This is a genomic window from Mucilaginibacter sp. P4_D1 (assembly GCF_056401935.1).
In genome coordinates this window covers 204394-221901 of sequence record NZ_JBFUIJ010000005.1, presented here as the reverse complement: position 1 = coordinate 221901, position 17508 = coordinate 204394, and the positions used below count along the sequence as shown (strand labels likewise).

The 17508-nt window shown below is 43.3% G+C and carries 14 protein-coding genes; 7 read left to right on the top strand and 7 right to left on the bottom strand.

What is annotated here, in order from left to right; all coding sequences use genetic code 11:
- Window positions 1–27 precede the first annotated feature (27 nt).
- Window positions 28–684 carry a hypothetical protein gene (locus AC1DV1_RS07685; RefSeq protein ID WP_477357200.1) on the bottom strand — a complete coding sequence of 219 codons (657 nt, stop codon included), beginning with the start codon at window positions 682–684 and terminating at the stop codon, window positions 28–30.
- 132 nt (window positions 685–816) lie between these two features.
- Between AC1DV1_RS07685 and AC1DV1_RS07680 the strand changes: the two genes are divergently transcribed.
- The 3 genes from AC1DV1_RS07680 (at window position 817) to AC1DV1_RS07670 (ending at window position 3231) form a co-directional block, all read left to right on the top strand.
- On the top strand, window positions 817–2118 hold the full coding sequence (locus tag AC1DV1_RS07680) for a DEAD/DEAH box helicase (protein WP_477357198.1): 1302 nt from the start codon (window positions 817–819) through the stop codon (window positions 2116–2118).
- Window positions 2119–2133: 15 nt separating this feature from the next.
- A complete protein-coding gene (locus AC1DV1_RS07675) occupies window positions 2134–2400 on the top strand; it encodes a DUF1456 family protein (RefSeq protein ID WP_477357196.1) in 267 nt (88 codons plus the stop codon).
- A 294-nt stretch (window positions 2401–2694) separates the two neighbouring features.
- Entirely contained in the window at window positions 2695–3231 is a 537-nt protein-coding gene (locus tag AC1DV1_RS07670) for an AAA family ATPase (protein ID WP_477357194.1), read from the top strand.
- Between the two features lie 265 nt (window positions 3232–3496).
- On the opposite strand, the gene lolA1 is transcribed toward AC1DV1_RS07670, so the two are convergent.
- Together lolA1 and AC1DV1_RS07660 are read right to left on the bottom strand one after the other, a co-directional pair.
- Window positions 3497–4174: an outer membrane lipoprotein periplasmic chaperone LolA1 gene (lolA1, locus tag AC1DV1_RS07665; RefSeq protein WP_477357192.1), complete on the bottom strand. Its 678-nt coding sequence runs from the start codon at window positions 4172–4174 to the stop codon at window positions 3497–3499.
- A gap of 69 nt (window positions 4175–4243) precedes the next feature.
- Window positions 4244–6817, bottom strand: a complete 2574-nt coding sequence (locus AC1DV1_RS07660) for an FtsK/SpoIIIE family DNA translocase (protein ID WP_477357190.1) — start codon at window positions 6815–6817, stop codon at window positions 4244–4246.
- A 352-nt stretch (window positions 6818–7169) separates the two neighbouring features.
- On the opposite strand from AC1DV1_RS07660, the gene AC1DV1_RS07655 reads away from it, so the two are divergent.
- Both AC1DV1_RS07655 and AC1DV1_RS07650 read left to right on the top strand, forming a co-directional pair.
- Window positions 7170–7817, top strand: a complete 648-nt coding sequence (locus AC1DV1_RS07655; RefSeq protein ID WP_477357188.1) for an ankyrin repeat domain-containing protein — start codon at window positions 7170–7172, stop codon at window positions 7815–7817.
- A gap of 142 nt (window positions 7818–7959) precedes the next feature.
- Entirely contained in the window at window positions 7960–8727 is a 768-nt protein-coding gene (locus AC1DV1_RS07650) for a hypothetical protein (RefSeq protein ID WP_477357186.1), read from the top strand.
- 116 nt (window positions 8728–8843) lie between these two features.
- Here the strand turns inward: AC1DV1_RS07650 and AC1DV1_RS07645 are convergent, their stop codons facing one another.
- Together AC1DV1_RS07645 and AC1DV1_RS07640 are read right to left on the bottom strand one after the other, a co-directional pair.
- Entirely contained in the window at window positions 8844–9887 is a 1044-nt protein-coding gene (locus AC1DV1_RS07645) for a sterol desaturase family protein (protein ID WP_477357184.1), read from the bottom strand.
- 127 nt (window positions 9888–10014) lie between these two features.
- Window positions 10015–10326, bottom strand: coding sequence for a hypothetical protein (locus tag AC1DV1_RS07640; protein ID WP_477357182.1), 312 nt, complete (start codon window positions 10324–10326; stop codon window positions 10015–10017).
- Window positions 10327–10477: 151 nt separating this feature from the next.
- Between AC1DV1_RS07640 and AC1DV1_RS07635 the strand changes: the two genes are divergently transcribed.
- Complete coding sequence (locus AC1DV1_RS07635; protein ID WP_477357180.1) at window positions 10478–10747, top strand: hypothetical protein; 270 nt, start codon at window positions 10478–10480, stop codon at window positions 10745–10747.
- A gap of 754 nt (window positions 10748–11501) precedes the next feature.
- Here the strand turns inward: AC1DV1_RS07635 and AC1DV1_RS07630 are convergent.
- The gene (locus tag AC1DV1_RS07630) at window positions 11502–15173 is read right to left on the bottom strand and encodes an ABC transporter permease (RefSeq protein WP_477357178.1); all 3672 of its coding nucleotides are present in this window, start codon (window positions 15171–15173) and stop codon (window positions 11502–11504) included.
- 362 nt (window positions 15174–15535) lie between these two features.
- Here AC1DV1_RS07630 and AC1DV1_RS07625 point away from each other — a divergent pair, with 362 nt between their 5' ends.
- Entirely contained in the window at window positions 15536–16093 is a 558-nt protein-coding gene (locus AC1DV1_RS07625; RefSeq protein WP_477357176.1) for a hypothetical protein, read from the top strand.
- Window positions 16094–16169: 76 nt separating this feature from the next.
- Here AC1DV1_RS07625 and AC1DV1_RS07620 read toward each other — a convergent pair whose 3' ends face one another.
- Complete coding sequence (locus tag AC1DV1_RS07620; RefSeq protein ID WP_477357174.1) at window positions 16170–17327, bottom strand: MFS transporter; 1158 nt, start codon at window positions 17325–17327, stop codon at window positions 16170–16172.
- Window positions 17328–17508: the final 181 nt, after the last annotated feature.

Sequence of the window (17508 nt, the reverse complement as noted above, 5' to 3'; positions counted from 1 at the left end):
GTGATTGAGTAAACATAAATCTGTTGTTTATGCTTTGCCAGGCATCAATAACGATACAAGGAACATTATACTGCAAATTGCCAATATAAAGTATATGAATTTTCCAATGTCGTTAAAAGTACGTTCTTCCTTTAGCAAAAGGTTCCGGAATGGGGCGGATAATATAAGCGTTAAACAAAGTAATACCATAAAACCGGGCGCCAACCGCATGCCCATGAAAATATCCTGAGACTTGTTTTGTGCAACAACGCGGTAAAACTCCGGGGTTAACAGCGCATTCCAAATTATTACGATAATAATTGCTGCGGGCACTTTCATGGCAAAACCACCTTGCGATTGCAGGCTGGTTATTGTTGTATCAAGGTCAATTGGCAAAGGTTTTTTATTACCTGTAAAGCCTGTCTGCGCTATCTGGCTTATAGTTTCTCGTACGTTGCCCGAAGGTCTAAAAACAACCGGCGTTTTATAATGAGGTACGGTATGATTAATAACCAGGCCGTTTGTAGTAAAACCACGATTATACGGCTCAATTGATACTACATCTGCAGGTCTGAAATACAGGGTACATAATGGCAGGTTTAAGCTGAGCTGATTTTCGGTAACAGTTAAGGTAGCTAAAGGCCAGGTTGCACTCAGCAGTGCATATCTTGCACCGCCGGTTTGTGTAAATTGATAAGTGTTCATTTGTTAGCGCTATGATTGACGCGTACCATAAAGCTAAATTTTTATTTTGAATTTCGAAATTATTGAACTATTTATCACGCTTTTGCCTTTCACGACCGGGGGACGGGGCTTTTACCTTATCTTTGCCGCACAATGATAAAGCAAGCGCTCGAAAACCTTAAAATAACAGCCCTGAACCAGATGCAGGAGGCAGCCATCAACGCGGCAAAAAAAAGCGATGTGATCCTGCTATCGCCAACCGGCTCTGGTAAAACGCTTGGGTTTTTATTGCCTTTGCTGGGTTTGCTGGATGCCAATATCCCCACGGTGCAGGCGTTAATTATGGTACCATCGCGCGAACTGGCCTTGCAAATTGAGCAGGTTTTCCGTACAATCGGCAGCGGCTTTAAAGTTAACTGCTGCTATGGTGGCCACCCGGTTAAAATTGAGCGCAACAATCTTTCGCAGCCGCCGGCCGTGCTTATAGGTACGCCGGGCCGCATAGCGCATCATTTACGTCGTCACAGTTTTAGTACCGATACGATACATACCCTGGTATTGGATGAGTTTGATAAAGCGTTGGAGTTTGGTTTCCAGGAGGATATGGCTTTTATCATTAAGCAAATGCCCAACATCAAAAAGCGGATGCTGACATCGGCCACCAAAATGGACGAAATTCCTTCATTTACCGGCATGGTGAGGCCAATTGAATTGGATTACCTGACCAATGCCACCAATAAACCCGATATTAAACAAAAAGCTGTAATAGCCGAAGCCGCCGATAAACTGGATGCCTTATTCGCTTTGATTTGCAAAATAGGCGACCAGGCCACACTGGTTTTCTGTAACCATCGCGAGGCTGTTGAACGTATCAGCGATTTGTTATATGACAGGGGCCTGCCACACGATATTTTTCACGGTGGTATGGAGCAGGACGACCGGGAACGGGCCCTGCTAAAATTCAGGAATGGCAGCCACCGCTTATTAATCACTACCGACCTGGCATCGCGCGGGCTGGATATACCCGAAATTGAGCATGTGGTACATTATCAGCTGCCCCATAACGAGGAAGCTTACCTGCACCGCAATGGCCGCACGGCCCGTATGCATGCCAAAGGCACATCGTACCTGCTGTTGGCGCCCGATGAAAAGCCATCCTATTTGAAAGATATGCCAGAGGTTGAAGAGCTGCCCGAACATCCTGTGGTACCCAAGCCATCGCCCTGGGCAACGCTTTATGTAGCTGCCGGTAAAAAAGACAAGGTAAATAAAATAGACATTGTTGGCTTGCTGCTAAAAAAAGGCGGGTTGGATAAAGAGGATGTAGGCTTGATAGAAGTGCTGGATTACACCTCATACGCGGCTGTGAAGCGCAACAAGATAGAAAAGGTGGTGCAGCAGATTAAGGGCGAAAAGATTAAAAACAAGAAGGTTAAAATAGATATTTCCATATAATTTAATACCAATAGCATGAGCAATAATGATATCATGAAAAAGCTGCGGGTAGCTATGAAGTTTACCGACGATGATATTGTAAAAGTATTGGAGCTGGCCAACTTCCGGATTACCAAAACCGAACTGGGCGCCATTTTCCGTGCCGATGATCACCCCAACTTTAAACCCTGCGGCGACCAGATCCTTCGCAATTTTCTGAATGGCCTCATCATCTACAAACGCGGCCCTATGCCCGATAAGCGCGCACCTAAAACTGAAGAGAAGAAAGAGGAAAATAAATAATTTCACCATTGGCTGTGAAGACACCAAGGCTAATAAGTTAAGGGTTTTCAACCCCGTAGGGGTATAACATTTGTAGAGAAAATAGAAAAATAATGCTCCGTGCCGTAGGTACGGAACTTAGGTAGCGTACCTACGGCACGCAAAAATGTTAATTACAAGTGCTACAAATGTTTTGCTCCGATGGAGCAGCCTGTCAATTCCTTAACTTAATAGAATTAGTGTCCTTACAGCCAACCATCTTGTTATAACGGAATCGGCTGTGAGTACACAGCCGATCGGGTAAAGGTTTTTTACATGCAGATTAATATTTTTGGAGCATCCGGCTCCGGCTCAACCACTTTGGGGAAAGCCCTGGGGCAGGCGCTTGGTTATCCCGCATTTGATGGCGATGAATACTTTTGGATGCCATCTGAAACCCCGTTCACCGTTAAGCGAAAGCCAGAAGAACGTAATGCCATGCTTAACCTGGATACAGCCCCTTACGAAAACTGGATACTAAGCGGTTCGGTGGTCAGTTGGAACAATAATTGGGACTTCGACCTCTCGGTATTTTTGTATATCCCAAACGCAGTAAGAATGGACAGGCTCAAAAAACGTGAGTTTGAACGTTACGGCGATAAGATATATACCGATCCGGAACGCGTCATCCTCTACCATGAATTTTTAGATTGGGCGAAGGGCTACGATGATAACACCACCAATGGCCGTACCCTGCAGGTACACCAAAACTGGATGAAAAGCCTCAAAAAGCCCTTGTTGCTTATTGAAGGTGATACTACTGTAGATGTGCGGGTAGGGACTATATTGCGGAAGCTGGAAGAGTTGAAATGACTTTTTATGGCGTTATAAATTTGACTGTGTGTCGGGGAACTTCAAAAAGTAGAGGAATGTGCGATTCCTTCCTTGGGGAAGGAGGAGGTAGGGGTTAAATCAGGCGTTCGGGCCAGCGTTTTGTAGTCAGGCGGCTAAACCGCCCCCTGGAGGAGACTTTTTTAACCCATCTATACTTCGGAATACCCTCAAACAAAAAGAGCGATGATCCTAAAATCACCGCTCTTTTTGTCTCATATCTCAAATCTGATATCTCAAAAGCAATCTACCTCAAGTCCACCACTTCAACACCGGGGTGTGCTTTTGCGTCCCAGCCAAAGGTGCTGTCGGCAATGGGAGCATTGGGGGTAAAGCTTTTTACAACATAGTTGTATTTGTTGCCGTTTTTATCGAATAAAAGGGCACTGTAAATCTGTTTTTTAGCTTTATCAACCAATAGACGTACTTTAAAAATGCTTGCCTTTTCGTTTTCGGGTGTCAGGTCTATAGCCTGGTATGCTTTGCCGGCAATTTTTTGTTCGCCTGTGTACAGGTATTTGTAGCCTTTTTCATAGATGGTAAAAATCTGCGAAGGATTGCTTAAACCATCGCCGCCCTTGGCGGCATCGCCTACCTGTACCTCTTTATCTTTTTTAAGGTAAGTCCACTGGCTTTTGCCGTCGCTGATGATCTCTTTATCCACATCCTTTGCCGATGCGGAGCTGTACAAAGTAACCTTGTATTTTCCGGCTTTGGCTTTGGATATCAGTGTACCGGTCTGCGTTTCTTTTACGCCGGCCTGCTGGTTATCAAGGGTGAAAGAAAAATCGGCTTTAATAAGATCGTATGATTTGTATTTTGCGCTTACCTGGTTTAAAATCGCTTTAGCCTGGGCATCTTTCTGGGCAAAAGCATTGGTGCAGATGGTTAGCGCTAACAGGGTGTATAAGATTGTTTTTTTCATGTTTGTTTTATCATCAACAACTATTCATGTTAATAGTTATTGGTTTAGAGCATATTTATTGTATTTGGTTTAATCTTTGGCTTTTTGCAGGGTTTCCAGGTAGCGTTCAAGGCTATATTCGTCGGGGTAAAGTACATCACGGGCTTTGCTGCCTTCAAAGGCGCCAACAATGCCGGCGGCCTCCAACTGGTCGATGATCCGGCCGGCGCGGTTGTAGCCCAGTTTCATTTTACGCTGAATGAGCGATGTTGATCCTTGCTGGTGCAATACAATCAAACGTGCCGCTTCTTCAAACATCGGGTCGCGGTCATCCGGATCATATTCTTTAGGGCTGCTGGTTTCGCCTTCGCCAACGTATTCAGGCAGTAACATAGCGGTAGGGTAGCCCTTCTGGTTGCCTATAAAATCAGATATCGCCTCAACTTCTGGTGTATCCACAAACGCGCATTGTAAGCGGATGAGGTCACTACCGGTTGAAAATAACATATCCCCGCGGCCAATCAACTGATCGGCACCACCCGCATCCAAAATGGTACGCGAATCTATTTTAGATAGCACCCTGAATGCCAGCCTGGACGGGAAGTTGGCCTTAATAGTACCCGTAATAATATTTACCGATGGCCGTTGCGTTGCAATAACCAGGTGTATCCCCACGGCGCGGGCCAGCTGGGCAATACGGGCTATGGGTACTTCTACCTCTTTACCGGCGGTCATCATCAAATCGGCAAACTCATCAATTACCAGTACGATGAATGGCAGGTAGCGGTGTTTTTCGGGGTTGCTTATTTTACGGTTAACGTATTTGGCGTTATATTCTTTCAGGTTACGTACCTGCGCATCCTTCAGCAAATCATAACGCTGGTCCATCTCGATACAAAGGGAGTTGAGGGTATTTACCACCTTTTTGGTATCGGTAATAATAGCGTCGGCTTCATCAGGTAGCTTGGCCAAAAAGTGCCTTTCTATCTTACGGAAAAGTGTAAGTTCCACCTTTTTAGGGTCAACCAATACAAATTTCAGCTCAGCGGGGTGTTTTTTGAATAATAAAGAAACTAATATGGCATTTATACCAACCGATTTACCCTGGCCGGTAGCACCCGCAACCAGCAAGTGGGGCATTTTGGCCAAATCGGCTATAAAAACCTCGTTTGATATGGTTTTACCCAAAGCAATAGGCAAATCCATCGTGGTGTTCTGAAACTTCTCGGTCATCAGGATCGACCGCATCGACACCATTTCGGGGTGCTGGTTAGGTACCTCGATACCAATGGTTCCCTTACCCGGCATAGGCGCGATGATACGGATACCCAATGCAGCTAAACTCAGGGCGATATCATCTTCCAGGTTTTTGATTTTGGAAATGCGGACGCCCGGGGCAGGTATAATTTCGTATAAGGTAACCGTTGGGCCAATGGTGGCTTTTATTTTGTCAATCTCGATATTATAATGGTTCAGCGTTTCAACAATTTTGTTTTTGTTGGCTTCCAGCTCTTCGGCATTAACCGAAATTTTGTTTGAACCATGGTTTTCCAGCAAATCCAGGTGCGGGAATTTGTAGGTGGCAAGGTCAAGGCGATGGTCATAAATGCCAAACTGGTTTACCAGTTCCTGGGCTTTTAAATCGTCGGCTTTTTCAACATTCAATTCAGGCAAAGGGCGATTAACGTCAATAGTCAGTGGTATTTCGGTTTCGTCGTCGGGTTCGGCTTTTGTCGGAATGGTAGGTGTTAAAACAATGGGTTCATGATAAATCGGTGTTTGCTCTAACGGCTGCTGTTTTATAGGCTCGGGTTTAACAACATTAACCGGGCTTAGGGGGATATCTTTTACACGGTTGCCGCGGGGCCATTCAACAGGCAGGTCAATTTCGTCGTCAATCAGCTCAACAGGCTCGGGCGATACTTCTTCAACAGCTATCGGAGTTACCTTTTTTTCCTTGCGGGATGGTATTTTAAAATCGATGTTATAGGCTATCACCATCACTGTAAGCGCTGCAAATACAAGCAGGCCGCCGGTGCCTGCGGGGCCTATCTGGGCATCAAGCAGCCGGTTGCTCCAGTAACCGAAGCCGCCCTCTAAAAAATGAGGGTAATCTATAATAAACGCGTGAAAATAGCCTATTGCTGTTGAGATGAATACAATGCTGAAGATAGAGTAAGCGATTGTTTTAGCCAGCGAAAAAAGCCTCACCTTGAATAACAGGCGATAACCCAACACAAAAAATACAAATACAAAAAGGAACGATGCTACCCCAAACCACTCATAAATAAACTGGTTGCTCAGCAGCGCCCCAAATTTACCCAGCCAGTTTTGTGCAATGTGCGGCGTACCGGTATCGGAAATTTCCTGTATGGTTTTGCCGGTGGCCAGGTTATGCCAGCCGCCATTGGTTGATGAAATATAACTTTGGTCTTCCTGCCAGGTAAACAGGTAGGAGGTAAAGGCGATCAGGAAATAAATGGCCAATAAAAGCGAAAATAGGCCCGCTATTTTTACACCACGCCCATTTTCCATATCAAAGCGGGGCATTTTAGGGAGCAGTTTTTTTGCTTCCTTCTCTTTTTCGGCCTTGCCGCCTGTTTGGCGTGGCTGATTATCGTCCTTAAAACTATTTGATTTAAACTGATTTGCTTTTACCGGCATCCTGATGTAACATCCTTTAACTGCAAACTTACATAAAATTTCACCTATGTAAACTTTGCAAAAACAACATATAAATTTTTATCTACTGTCAAGTCAAAAGCATTTAATCGCGGGTTTTTAGCCCAAAGCCGTAGGTTCTGAGTCAAAAATGACAATCAAACTTATGGCTTGCAACTAAGTACTGATGACTTAACATTACCCTCATCAACCACCCAAAAAATACTAAGTGTTGAAATATAAAGTTAGCAGATTAAACAAATATTTAGGCGTATTTTTATTTTTTTAGTATAATTGAAAGAACACCGCGCTTTACGTTTAACGCGCAGGTTTGGCCTTTATTTATGTACAGATAATGAGTATAGAACAGGTTGAAGAGTACATTGCTACCACCGATTTAACCGGACTGGCACAGCTGCTTGCCCAAAATCCGAAGCTGGCCACGACATTAACCAGCCAGCGGGTTTCGCCGCTGATGTTGTCATGCTATTACAAAAAGCCCGGCGTAACCGAGTTGTTGTTAAAATACGCCGGCGAGCTTACCATGTTTGAGGCCGCCGCTGCCGGTAAACTGGATTTGATAGCCAACCTTGTTTATGATAGCCCCAACTCGCTTGACGATTATGCCGACGATGGCTTTACCGCCCTTGGGCTGGCCTGCTACTTTGGCCACTATGATGTGGCCCGCTACCTGGTGCTAAAAGGGGCCGATGTTAACCGGCCTTCAAACAATGGGTTTCATGTGTATCCTTTACATTCGGCTTGTGCGGGTAACTATACCCAGATAGCCAGGATGCTGATTGAAAACGGGGCCCTTATCAACATAAAACAACAGGCTGGTGCCACGCCGCTGCACTCTGCTGCTCAAAACGGTAACCTGGAACTGCTGATCCTGCTGATGGAAAACGGCGCCGAAATTAACACCCGCATGGAAGGCGGTAAACTCCCGGCAGATTTGGCCCGCGAAAAAGGTTTTGATGAGATAGCGGAGATATTGGAATAGGGGAGGGTGAGGGTTTTTGGATGAAAGAGCAAGGATTGAAGGAGTAAGGATTCAAAGAATAAAGCCTTTTAAATATTAAGCTTCGATTGATCTCTTGCTTGTTTATATCTTTAATATTCTTAATTGATTGTTGTTTTGGTGAATGAAAAAGATTTATAGTGTAGAATACCTTAAAGATGTATCCAGTCAAATTATTGATTGGAATTACGAATCTATAAAAGGGACTGGGGTATTTGCTAAACTGGAAAAGTATGCTCATATCGAAATAAGTATAAGAACGACCGAATACTATACCGATGAAATAATCTGGAATGTAAAAGAGGAGTTTATTCCTATCGAATTTCATCAGGAGATAAGCGAAGTATTAACATTTTTTGGGAATTATTTAAGTGCGTTAAAGGGAAGACGGGAAAAAAATCTTGCCTTTGAAATTACTGACGGTAGTTTTAACTTCGATAGCGGGCGGCATTCATTTATGTTTGCAACTGTAAGGGCATTGGTAAGTTGCTTTGACAAAAAAATATTTGAGGTTAGCCTTATGCAGCGGGAACGGATTATTCACGCGAAAAAAAATGGTTTGGATACTATTAAAGAATGGGCGAAATATTTTTCGGAGGAGAAAATAATTGAATCGCTTCAGGATGTAGCTTTGACATCGCATATAAGAAGCTTTTTAAATAAGGATGACCTTTTGAAGTTGAAACTGACTTTACATTTATCTCAAGCACAAGATATTTTAGGGAACAGGTTTTTAAGCGATAGTACCTTGATCGAAAAAAACATAATTACAAAATATGGTGATTTATCGCGGATTGGACTAGCCCACATAGCCTTAATCGCGAATAATAAAGCTGTTTTTCCTCATATAGGAGTTTTTCGCATGGATTTGATACGCGATAAATTTGTGTAATATCGACATTGAAAAGACACAATTGATGATAGTTACTACCGGCCAATGTGGTTAAGGCCTGTGTAGTATGAGCAAAAAGCCCGACCCCAACTTCTATCAGTTGGGGTTACGCCCTGTTAAGTTAATACACCTTCACTTTTAGGCTTCTCTCCAATTTTCTGTTTCTCCAGATCGTCAAAATATTTTTTCTTTACAACGGTGGTCATTTTATGATCGCCGGTGTGGCTCCAGCCGGGGGGCATTACGATGTACAGGAATTTATTCTTGATACCGGGGGCTTTGTACACATCTTTGGCTAAAGCTACTATTTCGCCAAAATAGGCATCCAGGAAGCTGTTTTTGATCATGGGGCGGCTAATGCCATATTCTATCGGGATGTTGCGGTCTTCGTTTTGGTAGGTGCCAAAAACACGGTCCCAGATGGGGAGCAGGTTGCAAAAATTGGTATCCATATAGGTTACATTGCGGGCGTGGTGCACCCGGTGGTGCGATGGTGTAAGGATAATGTTGTTCAGGAAACCCAGGCGGGCATCTTTCATCGCATTTTCGCCAATGTGGATAAACGTGCCCCAGAAACCATCAATAAACATGATAACGCCCAGCATAAGCGGGCTAACGCCTAATAATATACAAACCGTAGTACGGATAAAATCGGCATACGGAGCCTCTAAAAAGAAGTGCGCATTGCTGATGGCAATATTCATGCTTTCGGGCGCGTGGTGGGTGGAGTGCAGGCACCAGAACAACCTTACCTTATGACCAAAATAGTGGTACAAAAAGTGCGCAAACTCCCAAACAATATAGCCATATATAAACCAATACCAGGTGAACGACGTTTTAAAAATGGYATACTTTTCAAACAGGCCTATACAAAGCACCACCATGGCAATTGAAAAATACCTGCCGATAAAGGAATTGAAAACGAACGAAAAAAACGACAGCTTATAATGGATAACATTAAAACGTTTATAAAACGCCCCGCGAATTATCTCGAGCAGCAGCAAAAAAGGCATGATGGGGAATAGCATAGCCTGGAAACCTTCGTAAGTAAGCAGCCTGCTATAATTTCCTGATTTTACAATGTCGGTTAAGCTACCCCAGCTGCCCCAGCCAAAAAAGCCTTTAAAAAGATCAAGTATGTAATTGAAAAAAGTACTCATCTGAATTTTTATAATTGGTATAACCGGCAGGTTAATGTATATACATTACAATATTATAAAAATAGATTTACAAAATGAAAAGATTTGGGTGCTGTAACATGTAACAATTTGCCCTGTGGTGTGGCGTTTAGTAAACAAAGGCTTCCATGTGCTGCACGTGCTCTTCAAACTCCAGCAGGTAATTGGCATCCTGTTCAAAATACCTGGCCTTTTCGTAATCTTTGCCGGCAAACAACTTAATTGATTCAAACGAATCCCATTTGGTAACCGTCCAGAAATGGCAAACATCGCCGTCTGTTTTTCGCCATATTTCGGCAGATAGGTTGCCTTTTATGTTTTTGTATTCGGCAATGCCGGTATCTTCAACATATTTAAGGTATATGTCGGCATCGGTGGCTTTTGTGCGGCCGTGCCAGATACGTGTTATCACTTTTTCCATAAACTATATAACGCGGGCTTTAAAAGTTTGTTTAGCGGCCAATTTGATTTGATTTGACGTGCTTATGTAAAACAGAATGCATAGGCGTATGTTATTTGCACAGTAATATAAATCAAAAAACCGCACCCAAAGGCGGGGTAAAAACACAGTTATGAATGTTTATCAACAAAAGTGGCTAACGGTATTGCACCATACCAACTTGCCCGGATGGAAGATTGAGGCACAGGGAGATGATATTTTTATTGAAATGCCCCACGTTACAGATCTGAAACTAATACGCGATAACCTGCCCGAAACACTGGCTTTAATGGCCTTAGATATTGCAGGGCCGAAAGAAAGGTTGAAATTTATTATCCACAACGGTTACGAGCAGTTTGATTACCTGCTAAACCCGGGTGATGCCGATTTGAATAAAGCTTAGGATGCTAAACTACCACCATTGCGAGTATCCATCAGGATTATCCTGAAGAAACTGGGGATGACGTGTTGTCATTAGAGCAACACAAGAACCATGTCATTGCGGGCGCAGCGCGGCAATCGCGAACTGTGCAGGTCCGCCATACATAACTCGCGATCGCTTCGTTCCTTATAATGACGCGCCTGTAAGTCGCTGACTGTCAACATCACATATCCGTCATTGAGTGACCACCAGCTTAGGCTGAAAAAAATACTAATGACATGGTTGCAAGTGGGGCGGTTGCAGACGCAATAATATTTTGTGGATCCTTTAAAAAAGCGGTGGAAACGTGCGATTCCCCTCTCGAGAGGGGCGGAGGGGTGTGTTTATGCACGCGCAATAAAACGCGTGCAAACACACCCCTGCCTACGCGCCTCCCATCCCGCCCCCTCTCGAGAGGGGAACAAAATATAAGAGTTGTCTAATCGCATCTCGTACATTAGAAACCAAAAAATATCATTGATAATCAACACCTTAAAAACAAGTCATTATAAGGCACGAAGCAATCCCCTACATGCTAAGTCCCACATAGTTCGGGATTGCTTCGTACGTCGCAATGACGGTAATTTAATGCATTCGTTTAACTATATCCGTAGCACGTCATAACGATTTTTTTCAGATTTTACCTGATGGATACTCGCAATGACATAGATTGAATAAAAAAACAACTTTGATAATCAATAGATTACCAGTGCGTCATTATAAGGCGCTGAATAAATTATTCACTCCTCAAACTCTTCACCGGGTTTGCTTTTGCCGCTTTTACGGCCTGGAAACTTACGGTTATAAGCGCAATAATTATGGCCGCCAGGCCGCCTATCGCAAATAACCACCAGCTTATATCAATACGGTAAACATAAGCTTGCAGCCATTGGTGCATGTAATACCATGCAATGGGTGCGGCAATAGCAAAGGCTATTGTAATAAGCATGATAAATTCTTTTGAAAACAAATAAACTATACTGCCCGCGGTAGCGCCAAGTACTTTACGGATACCAACCTCTTTTATCCGCTGCACCGCCATAAACGAAGCCAAACCATACAAGCCCAGGCAACTAAGGAATATGGCTATAGCCGCAAAAATTTTATATAAAGCCGATAACTGATTTTCCTGTTTGTAGAAACCTGCAATTTTATCATCCAAAAACTTGTATTCGTAAACAAAATCGGGGAATGTTTTCTCAAATATTTGTTTAACCGACTGTAATGTGGCCGCAATGTTGGTGGTTGCCAGTTTTACCCCAACCTGGTTGTACATGGTTACGTTTGTAGTAACAAGCAAGGGTGCCAGATCATGCCGAAATGATCTGTCGTTAAAATCCTTCAACACACCAACAACAGAGCATTTTATTTGATCGCCCCATATGCTTATCTCCTTGTTCAAAATATCCTCCGGCTTTTTAATTCCTAAGCTTCTCAGGAGCGATTCATTTACTAGAAATTCTCTTGTTGTTTGGGAAGGCTGCAAATTTCGACCGGCTATCAGCGTTAATTTATAAGCCGGTATATATCCCTCGTCGGCAAATTTGGTGATCGCCTTAAAATCTGTTTCTTTGATGGCATGGTTAAACCGCATACTGCTCCAGGTATCATTAGCATCTTCAACCGGCGTGTTTGAGCTGTAACTTACCGCCTGCACACCATTTACCGACAATAACTGTTGCTTTAAATAATCCAGCCTGCTGATGCGGAGACTATCTACCCGGAACGGAACATTTACAATGGCATCTTTATCAAAGCCTAAAGGCTGATCCATAAAATAATTCATTTGCCTGACAATGACCAGCGTGCCGATAATGAGTGCCTGTGCAATGATGAATTGAAACACCACCAACCCCCGTCGTAATGAAATTCCGTTTGCCGGGCTTGCTGTAAGCTTACTCTTTAAAGCATTAACCGGGTTGAAGCGTGATAAAACGATAGATGGATAAAAACCGGCGAGCGCGGTTACAACAATTGTTACCGTTAGCAGAAATAAAATAATGGTGGGATTATTCAATATATTGAAAGAGAGCGAAAGCTCTAACAATCCACTTACATAAGGTAATGCCAAAATGGTAAACAAGGCTGCAAGTATTACGGCGCAGGTAACAATCAAAAATGTTTCAAAAATAAACTGGGTTTGCAATTGAGCTTCGCTGCTCCCCAAGACCTTGCGCACGCCAACTTCTTTTGCCCGGTTAACAGCTTGCGCGGTAGATAGGTTGATAAAGTTTACGCAGGCAATTAACAGGATAAATGCCGCTATTAGCCACAATACGTTAAGTAGTTGATGACTAATTGTTCTGTTGCTGTAATTGCCCACCTGCGTATCATAATGCACCGCGCTTATAGGCTGTATAATATGGCTATCCTTGTTGGCAGGCGATTGTACCTTTTGTGAGTAGGCCCGTAATTGCTGGTTGAAATTCTCGACCGATACATTGGGCGGCAWCAAAACATAACAACCAAAGTCGGGTACGGTGTTCAGCCAATCGGTAGATTTTGCCAGGTAACTCCCGGTAAAACCGGTTCCAAAGGCTACCACAAGCTTCAGCTGAAAATCGGTATTCGCCGGTATGGTGGCAAGTATGCCCGACACTTTCAATACGTCGGTACCGTGTTCAAACATGTAGCCGCCGCCCTGCAGCTTAATGGTTTTACCTATCGCCGTTTTCCAGTCGCCAAAATATTTTTCTGCAACCTCTTTGGTCAGCAGTACATTGTTAGGGTCTTTTAATGAAGCATATGAACCTGCAAGCAGCGGAAAATCAAATATTTTAAAGAATGATGGATCGGTGTAAAATACGCCGCGCTGCTCCTTAAACACCTGGTCAGTATTTCCATTATTATCAAGCGTAATCAACTGATCATTTTGGCTTGCAAAAACCGGGGCCAATTCTATTTGGGGAAAGGTCGTTTTTAACCCTAATGGCATTGGAAAAGGGACATCTTTCCCATAGGTAATATTTGCCGATTCGGCGTGATGATATTCGGTTAACACCCTATACGTGCGGTCTTTTTTCGCATGAAAACCATCAAAGCTGGTTTGGTATTGTATGATGATAAAAATTACCAGGCAAACGGCAATGCCAACAGCCATACCAATAATATTAATAGCCGCATAGCTTTTGTTACGTGTAAGATTACGCCAGGCTATTTTAAAATAATTTTTGAACATATAATTGCGATTTAATTTGTGAGGAGACCACACAGGGGTGGTTTCCTGGAACGAAATTACCTTCGCAAAGCGGGGCGACCGCCCCAAACTATAAGATGGGCCTTCTTTTTTCTGATGGTTTTTATATTCGGCCGGGCTTTTCCCGGTTATTTGTTTAAAAGTGCGGTTAAAAGTAGTTTTAGAATTGAAGCCCGATTCAAATGCAATACCCAGCAGGGTGATATGGTCATAAGCAGGGTTCTGCATTTTTTGAACAACTGCTGCCACACGATATTCGCCAATAAAATCATTGAAGCTTTTTTTGAGTGCGGTATTGATGATGCGCGATAATTCATGGGTGCTTAGGTCAAGCTTTTCGGCCAGCGAGCTTAAGCTGAGTTCCGGGTCCTGGTAGTACAGGCCTGCTTGTACGGCTTTTTTTAGCCAGGTGCCCCTTTGCTTCATTTCGGCCGGAAGGGATGGGGTAAACAAGGCCGGTGTTTTGGCTGGTACACTTGTTCCCTGCCTGAAAAAAGCGACTGCCGAAAGCCAGGTGGTCATTACTGCTAATAAGAAATACAAGGGATAGTAAGCATGTATACCTAACTGATGATGGTAATAAAAATAATCTATGGCGATATAAGGTATCCACAATAGCCATAGCAGGCCAAAAATGGTGAGTAAGCGATGCAGCCACCGCAATTGGTATCGGTAACGGTCATTCACCGTATTAAATTCCAGCTGTTGGTAAAAGCGTTCTATCTGCCTGAAAGATAGATACAAGTATAAGGTGACAGAGATAAAGGTTGCGAGGTCCAGCACCGGCCCCAGTTGCGTAAAGATGAGTGTATCATAAGTGGCTGCTCCTGTATGTATACTCTCCCTGATCTCCAATATCCAAACGGCCAGTTGCAGCAGCCATGGACTAAAATGTAAAAGATGCTTACGACGGAATTGATACTCCGGCCGGGTTATTTTAAGTACATAAAAATAGATAAGGGGGCCAAGCGCGATGGAAAATTGCAGCGGCAGCCAGCTCCAGCGGGGAATATAGCTATCCAGCCGGATGTCGACGCCCAATACCCAGGCCATCCACAAAACGGTAGTTGCCAGGGCCAGGCCAATAAACCGGTTTGCGGCCCGGTTAACTCCTTTGGCCAACCATAACTGCAAGCTAAAAGTTAGCCCGATAAATATCGCCCCCAGGAAAACCAGGTCGAACAGGCTGATATGGAATGTGTGTGAATTCAACGTGAGTTGATTATGTCAATTGCTGTTCCAAATTAACAATATATTGATAGATAGGAAAATATGAATTACATACTATATCGGTTGTAACAAAAGCGAACATGCGGATGTTCGCTTTTGGACTGTGTAGTAGGCTGGGTATATAGCCGGTATACCTATCAGTCTGACGCAAAATTTTGTCTGAACCGGAATTTATAGAATTAAAGAATTTCCAGAATTTGCTTTTAAATTCTGGAAATTCTAAAAATCCGTGTAATTCAGGTTCAGACAAATACATTTGGACTACAAAGTCTACACCTTCTATCTAATGATGAAATTTATGCTGATATTTTTTCTATCTTCAAAACCAATGAACTAAATAATAAATGGGGACATATTTTTTGGATGTTATTAACTTTATTGGTCACTATGTAATTAAGGGTATATTTATCAGCATTTTAGTAATTATTGTTAGCAGAAAGCTATTTAAAGGAAAGATAAACATTCAAAACGCCGTCAATATTATTGCCTGTATTTTAGTGGGGTATGCTATGTTATCGCTGTTATATTACCTCATCTATTTTATCCTCCACTGGCACGGGGATACCTATACTACAGCTTTTTGGGCACGGGCGACGGGAACATATTGGTTTGCGTATTGGCTAATGTTAGTATCCAATATCATTATGCCCTTGTTACTGCTCTTTAAAAAACTGCGACTTAAAATCTATGTGGTATTCATGTTATCGGTTATAGTAAACATCGGATGGTTATTCGAATCATTGGTGATACATGTTACAGGTATCCATCGCAATTATTCTCCCGGACTAAGTGTGTTTTTACCTTATAGCCAGGAATTTATCACTATTTTAAATGGGCTGTTACTCGGAGTTGGTGTAATGGTTGCAGGGAATTTAAGATTCAAAACTGCTCCTGAATTATAGAAAAACTGTTTACGAGATTTCGTACCTATTTATTTAATAACCTCAAGTTCGGGTCTCCGACAAACTTGCGAGTGCACTACGAATCCAGTTTGGCTTTGGTTGATACCAAAACAACAGAAAGGCCCATTAGTGCAATAAGCACAAACGACGCCCGAAGTGTGGCGATGCCTGCAATAAAGCCGATAACCGGGGGGCCTACAAAAAAGCCCAGGAAACCTATGGTTGATACTGCAGCCAAAGCAACGCCGGGCAGCATAGTTTTTGATTTGCCGGCAGCGCTGTACACCATGGGCACAACAGACGATACACCTGCGCCAACTAACAGGAACCCGAATATGGCGGTGTAAAAATTAGGGAAAATTACAGCGATAGTAAGGCCGGTAGCTGTTAGGGCACCGCTTACCTGTAAGGTGCGTTTTAAGCCATACCTATGGGCAAATCCATCGGTCACAAAACGCCCGATAAACATGGTACACATAAAAGCCGTAAAACCAATACCCACCCACTCGGCAGGCGCAAGCACAATTTTTTTGAAGTAAATAACGCTCCAGTCAAACATAGCGCCTTCGCATATCATCGAACAGAATGCAATAATGCCTAACTTAATGAGCGATTTATCGGGCATAACAAAAGCAGGCCCGGCGCTGGCTACCTTATCATCTTTTAAATAACGGGCAGATATAGCCAGCCCCGTTATGATAACCAGCAGCATAAACAAAAAGTGATATACGGGCGCTATTTTAAATGCAATCATTAGCGTGCCAAAGCCGCCGCCGACAAAACCAGCCAGGCTCCATAAACCATGGAAAGAGGCCAATATGGGCCGTTGGTATATTTCTTCGGCAGCCACGGCCTGTGTGTTAACAGCTATGTTAACCGCGTTGCTGCTGAAGCCAAAACAAACCAGGCAAATAATAAGCTGAAAGGTGTTTTGGGCCAGGCCCAACGTAACCAATGCACAGGCATAAACCAGCAATGCGCCGATAAGTAACCTGCGGCTGCCAATTTTGGTAATAACCCAGCCGGAAAATGGCAGCGATGCCATTAAGCCAACGGGCAACGAAAATAATACAGCGCCAAGTGCCGCATCGGATAGCCCCATGGTTTGCTGCACAGTAGCTATACGCGACGCCCAGCTTGAAAAGCTTAGCCCGGCCATAAAAAACATAGCGCCCACCGCAATGCGCAGTGTTCTTTTGTTATTTAAAACCGGTAGGGCGGGAGCATCTATCATTCTACTTTTATTATACTAAGTGTATTTTTTACACTTAGTTATGTTAATGCAAATATAGGTGTTTTATTGACACAATGAAAATGCTAAATCGTTTTTTACTTTAGCCTGTTTTTTTTGAAAATGAACGTGCTAAATCGTTTTTTAATTTGGCCTGTTTTTTTCGAAAATAAAAAAGCAGTTG

Coding starts and splice junctions, on each gene's coding strand:
- AC1DV1_RS07685 (WP_477357200.1), bottom strand. CDS start 684: ATGAACACTTATCAATTTACACAAACCGGCGGTGCAAGATATGCACTG.
- AC1DV1_RS07680 (WP_477357198.1), top strand. CDS start 817: ATGATAAAGCAAGCGCTCGAAAACCTTAAAATAACAGCCCTGAACCAG.
- AC1DV1_RS07675 (WP_477357196.1), top strand. CDS start 2,134: ATGAGCAATAATGATATCATGAAAAAGCTGCGGGTAGCTATGAAGTTT.
- AC1DV1_RS07670 (WP_477357194.1), top strand. CDS start 2,695: ATGCAGATTAATATTTTTGGAGCATCCGGCTCCGGCTCAACCACTTTG.
- lolA1 (WP_477357192.1), bottom strand. CDS start 4,174: ATGAAAAAAACAATCTTATACACCCTGTTAGCGCTAACCATCTGCACC.
- AC1DV1_RS07660 (WP_477357190.1), bottom strand. CDS start 6,817: ATGCCGGTAAAAGCAAATCAGTTTAAATCAAATAGTTTTAAGGACGAT.
- AC1DV1_RS07655 (WP_477357188.1), top strand. CDS start 7,170: ATGAGTATAGAACAGGTTGAAGAGTACATTGCTACCACCGATTTAACC.
- AC1DV1_RS07650 (WP_477357186.1), top strand. CDS start 7,960: ATGAAAAAGATTTATAGTGTAGAATACCTTAAAGATGTATCCAGTCAA.
- AC1DV1_RS07640 (WP_477357182.1), bottom strand. CDS start 10,326: ATGGAAAAAGTGATAACACGTATCTGGCACGGCCGCACAAAAGCCACC.
- AC1DV1_RS07635 (WP_477357180.1), top strand. CDS start 10,478: ATGAATGTTTATCAACAAAAGTGGCTAACGGTATTGCACCATACCAAC.
- AC1DV1_RS07625 (WP_477357176.1), top strand. CDS start 15,536: ATGGGGACATATTTTTTGGATGTTATTAACTTTATTGGTCACTATGTA.
- AC1DV1_RS07620 (WP_477357174.1), bottom strand. CDS start 17,327: ATGATAGATGCTCCCGCCCTACCGGTTTTAAATAACAAAAGAACACTG.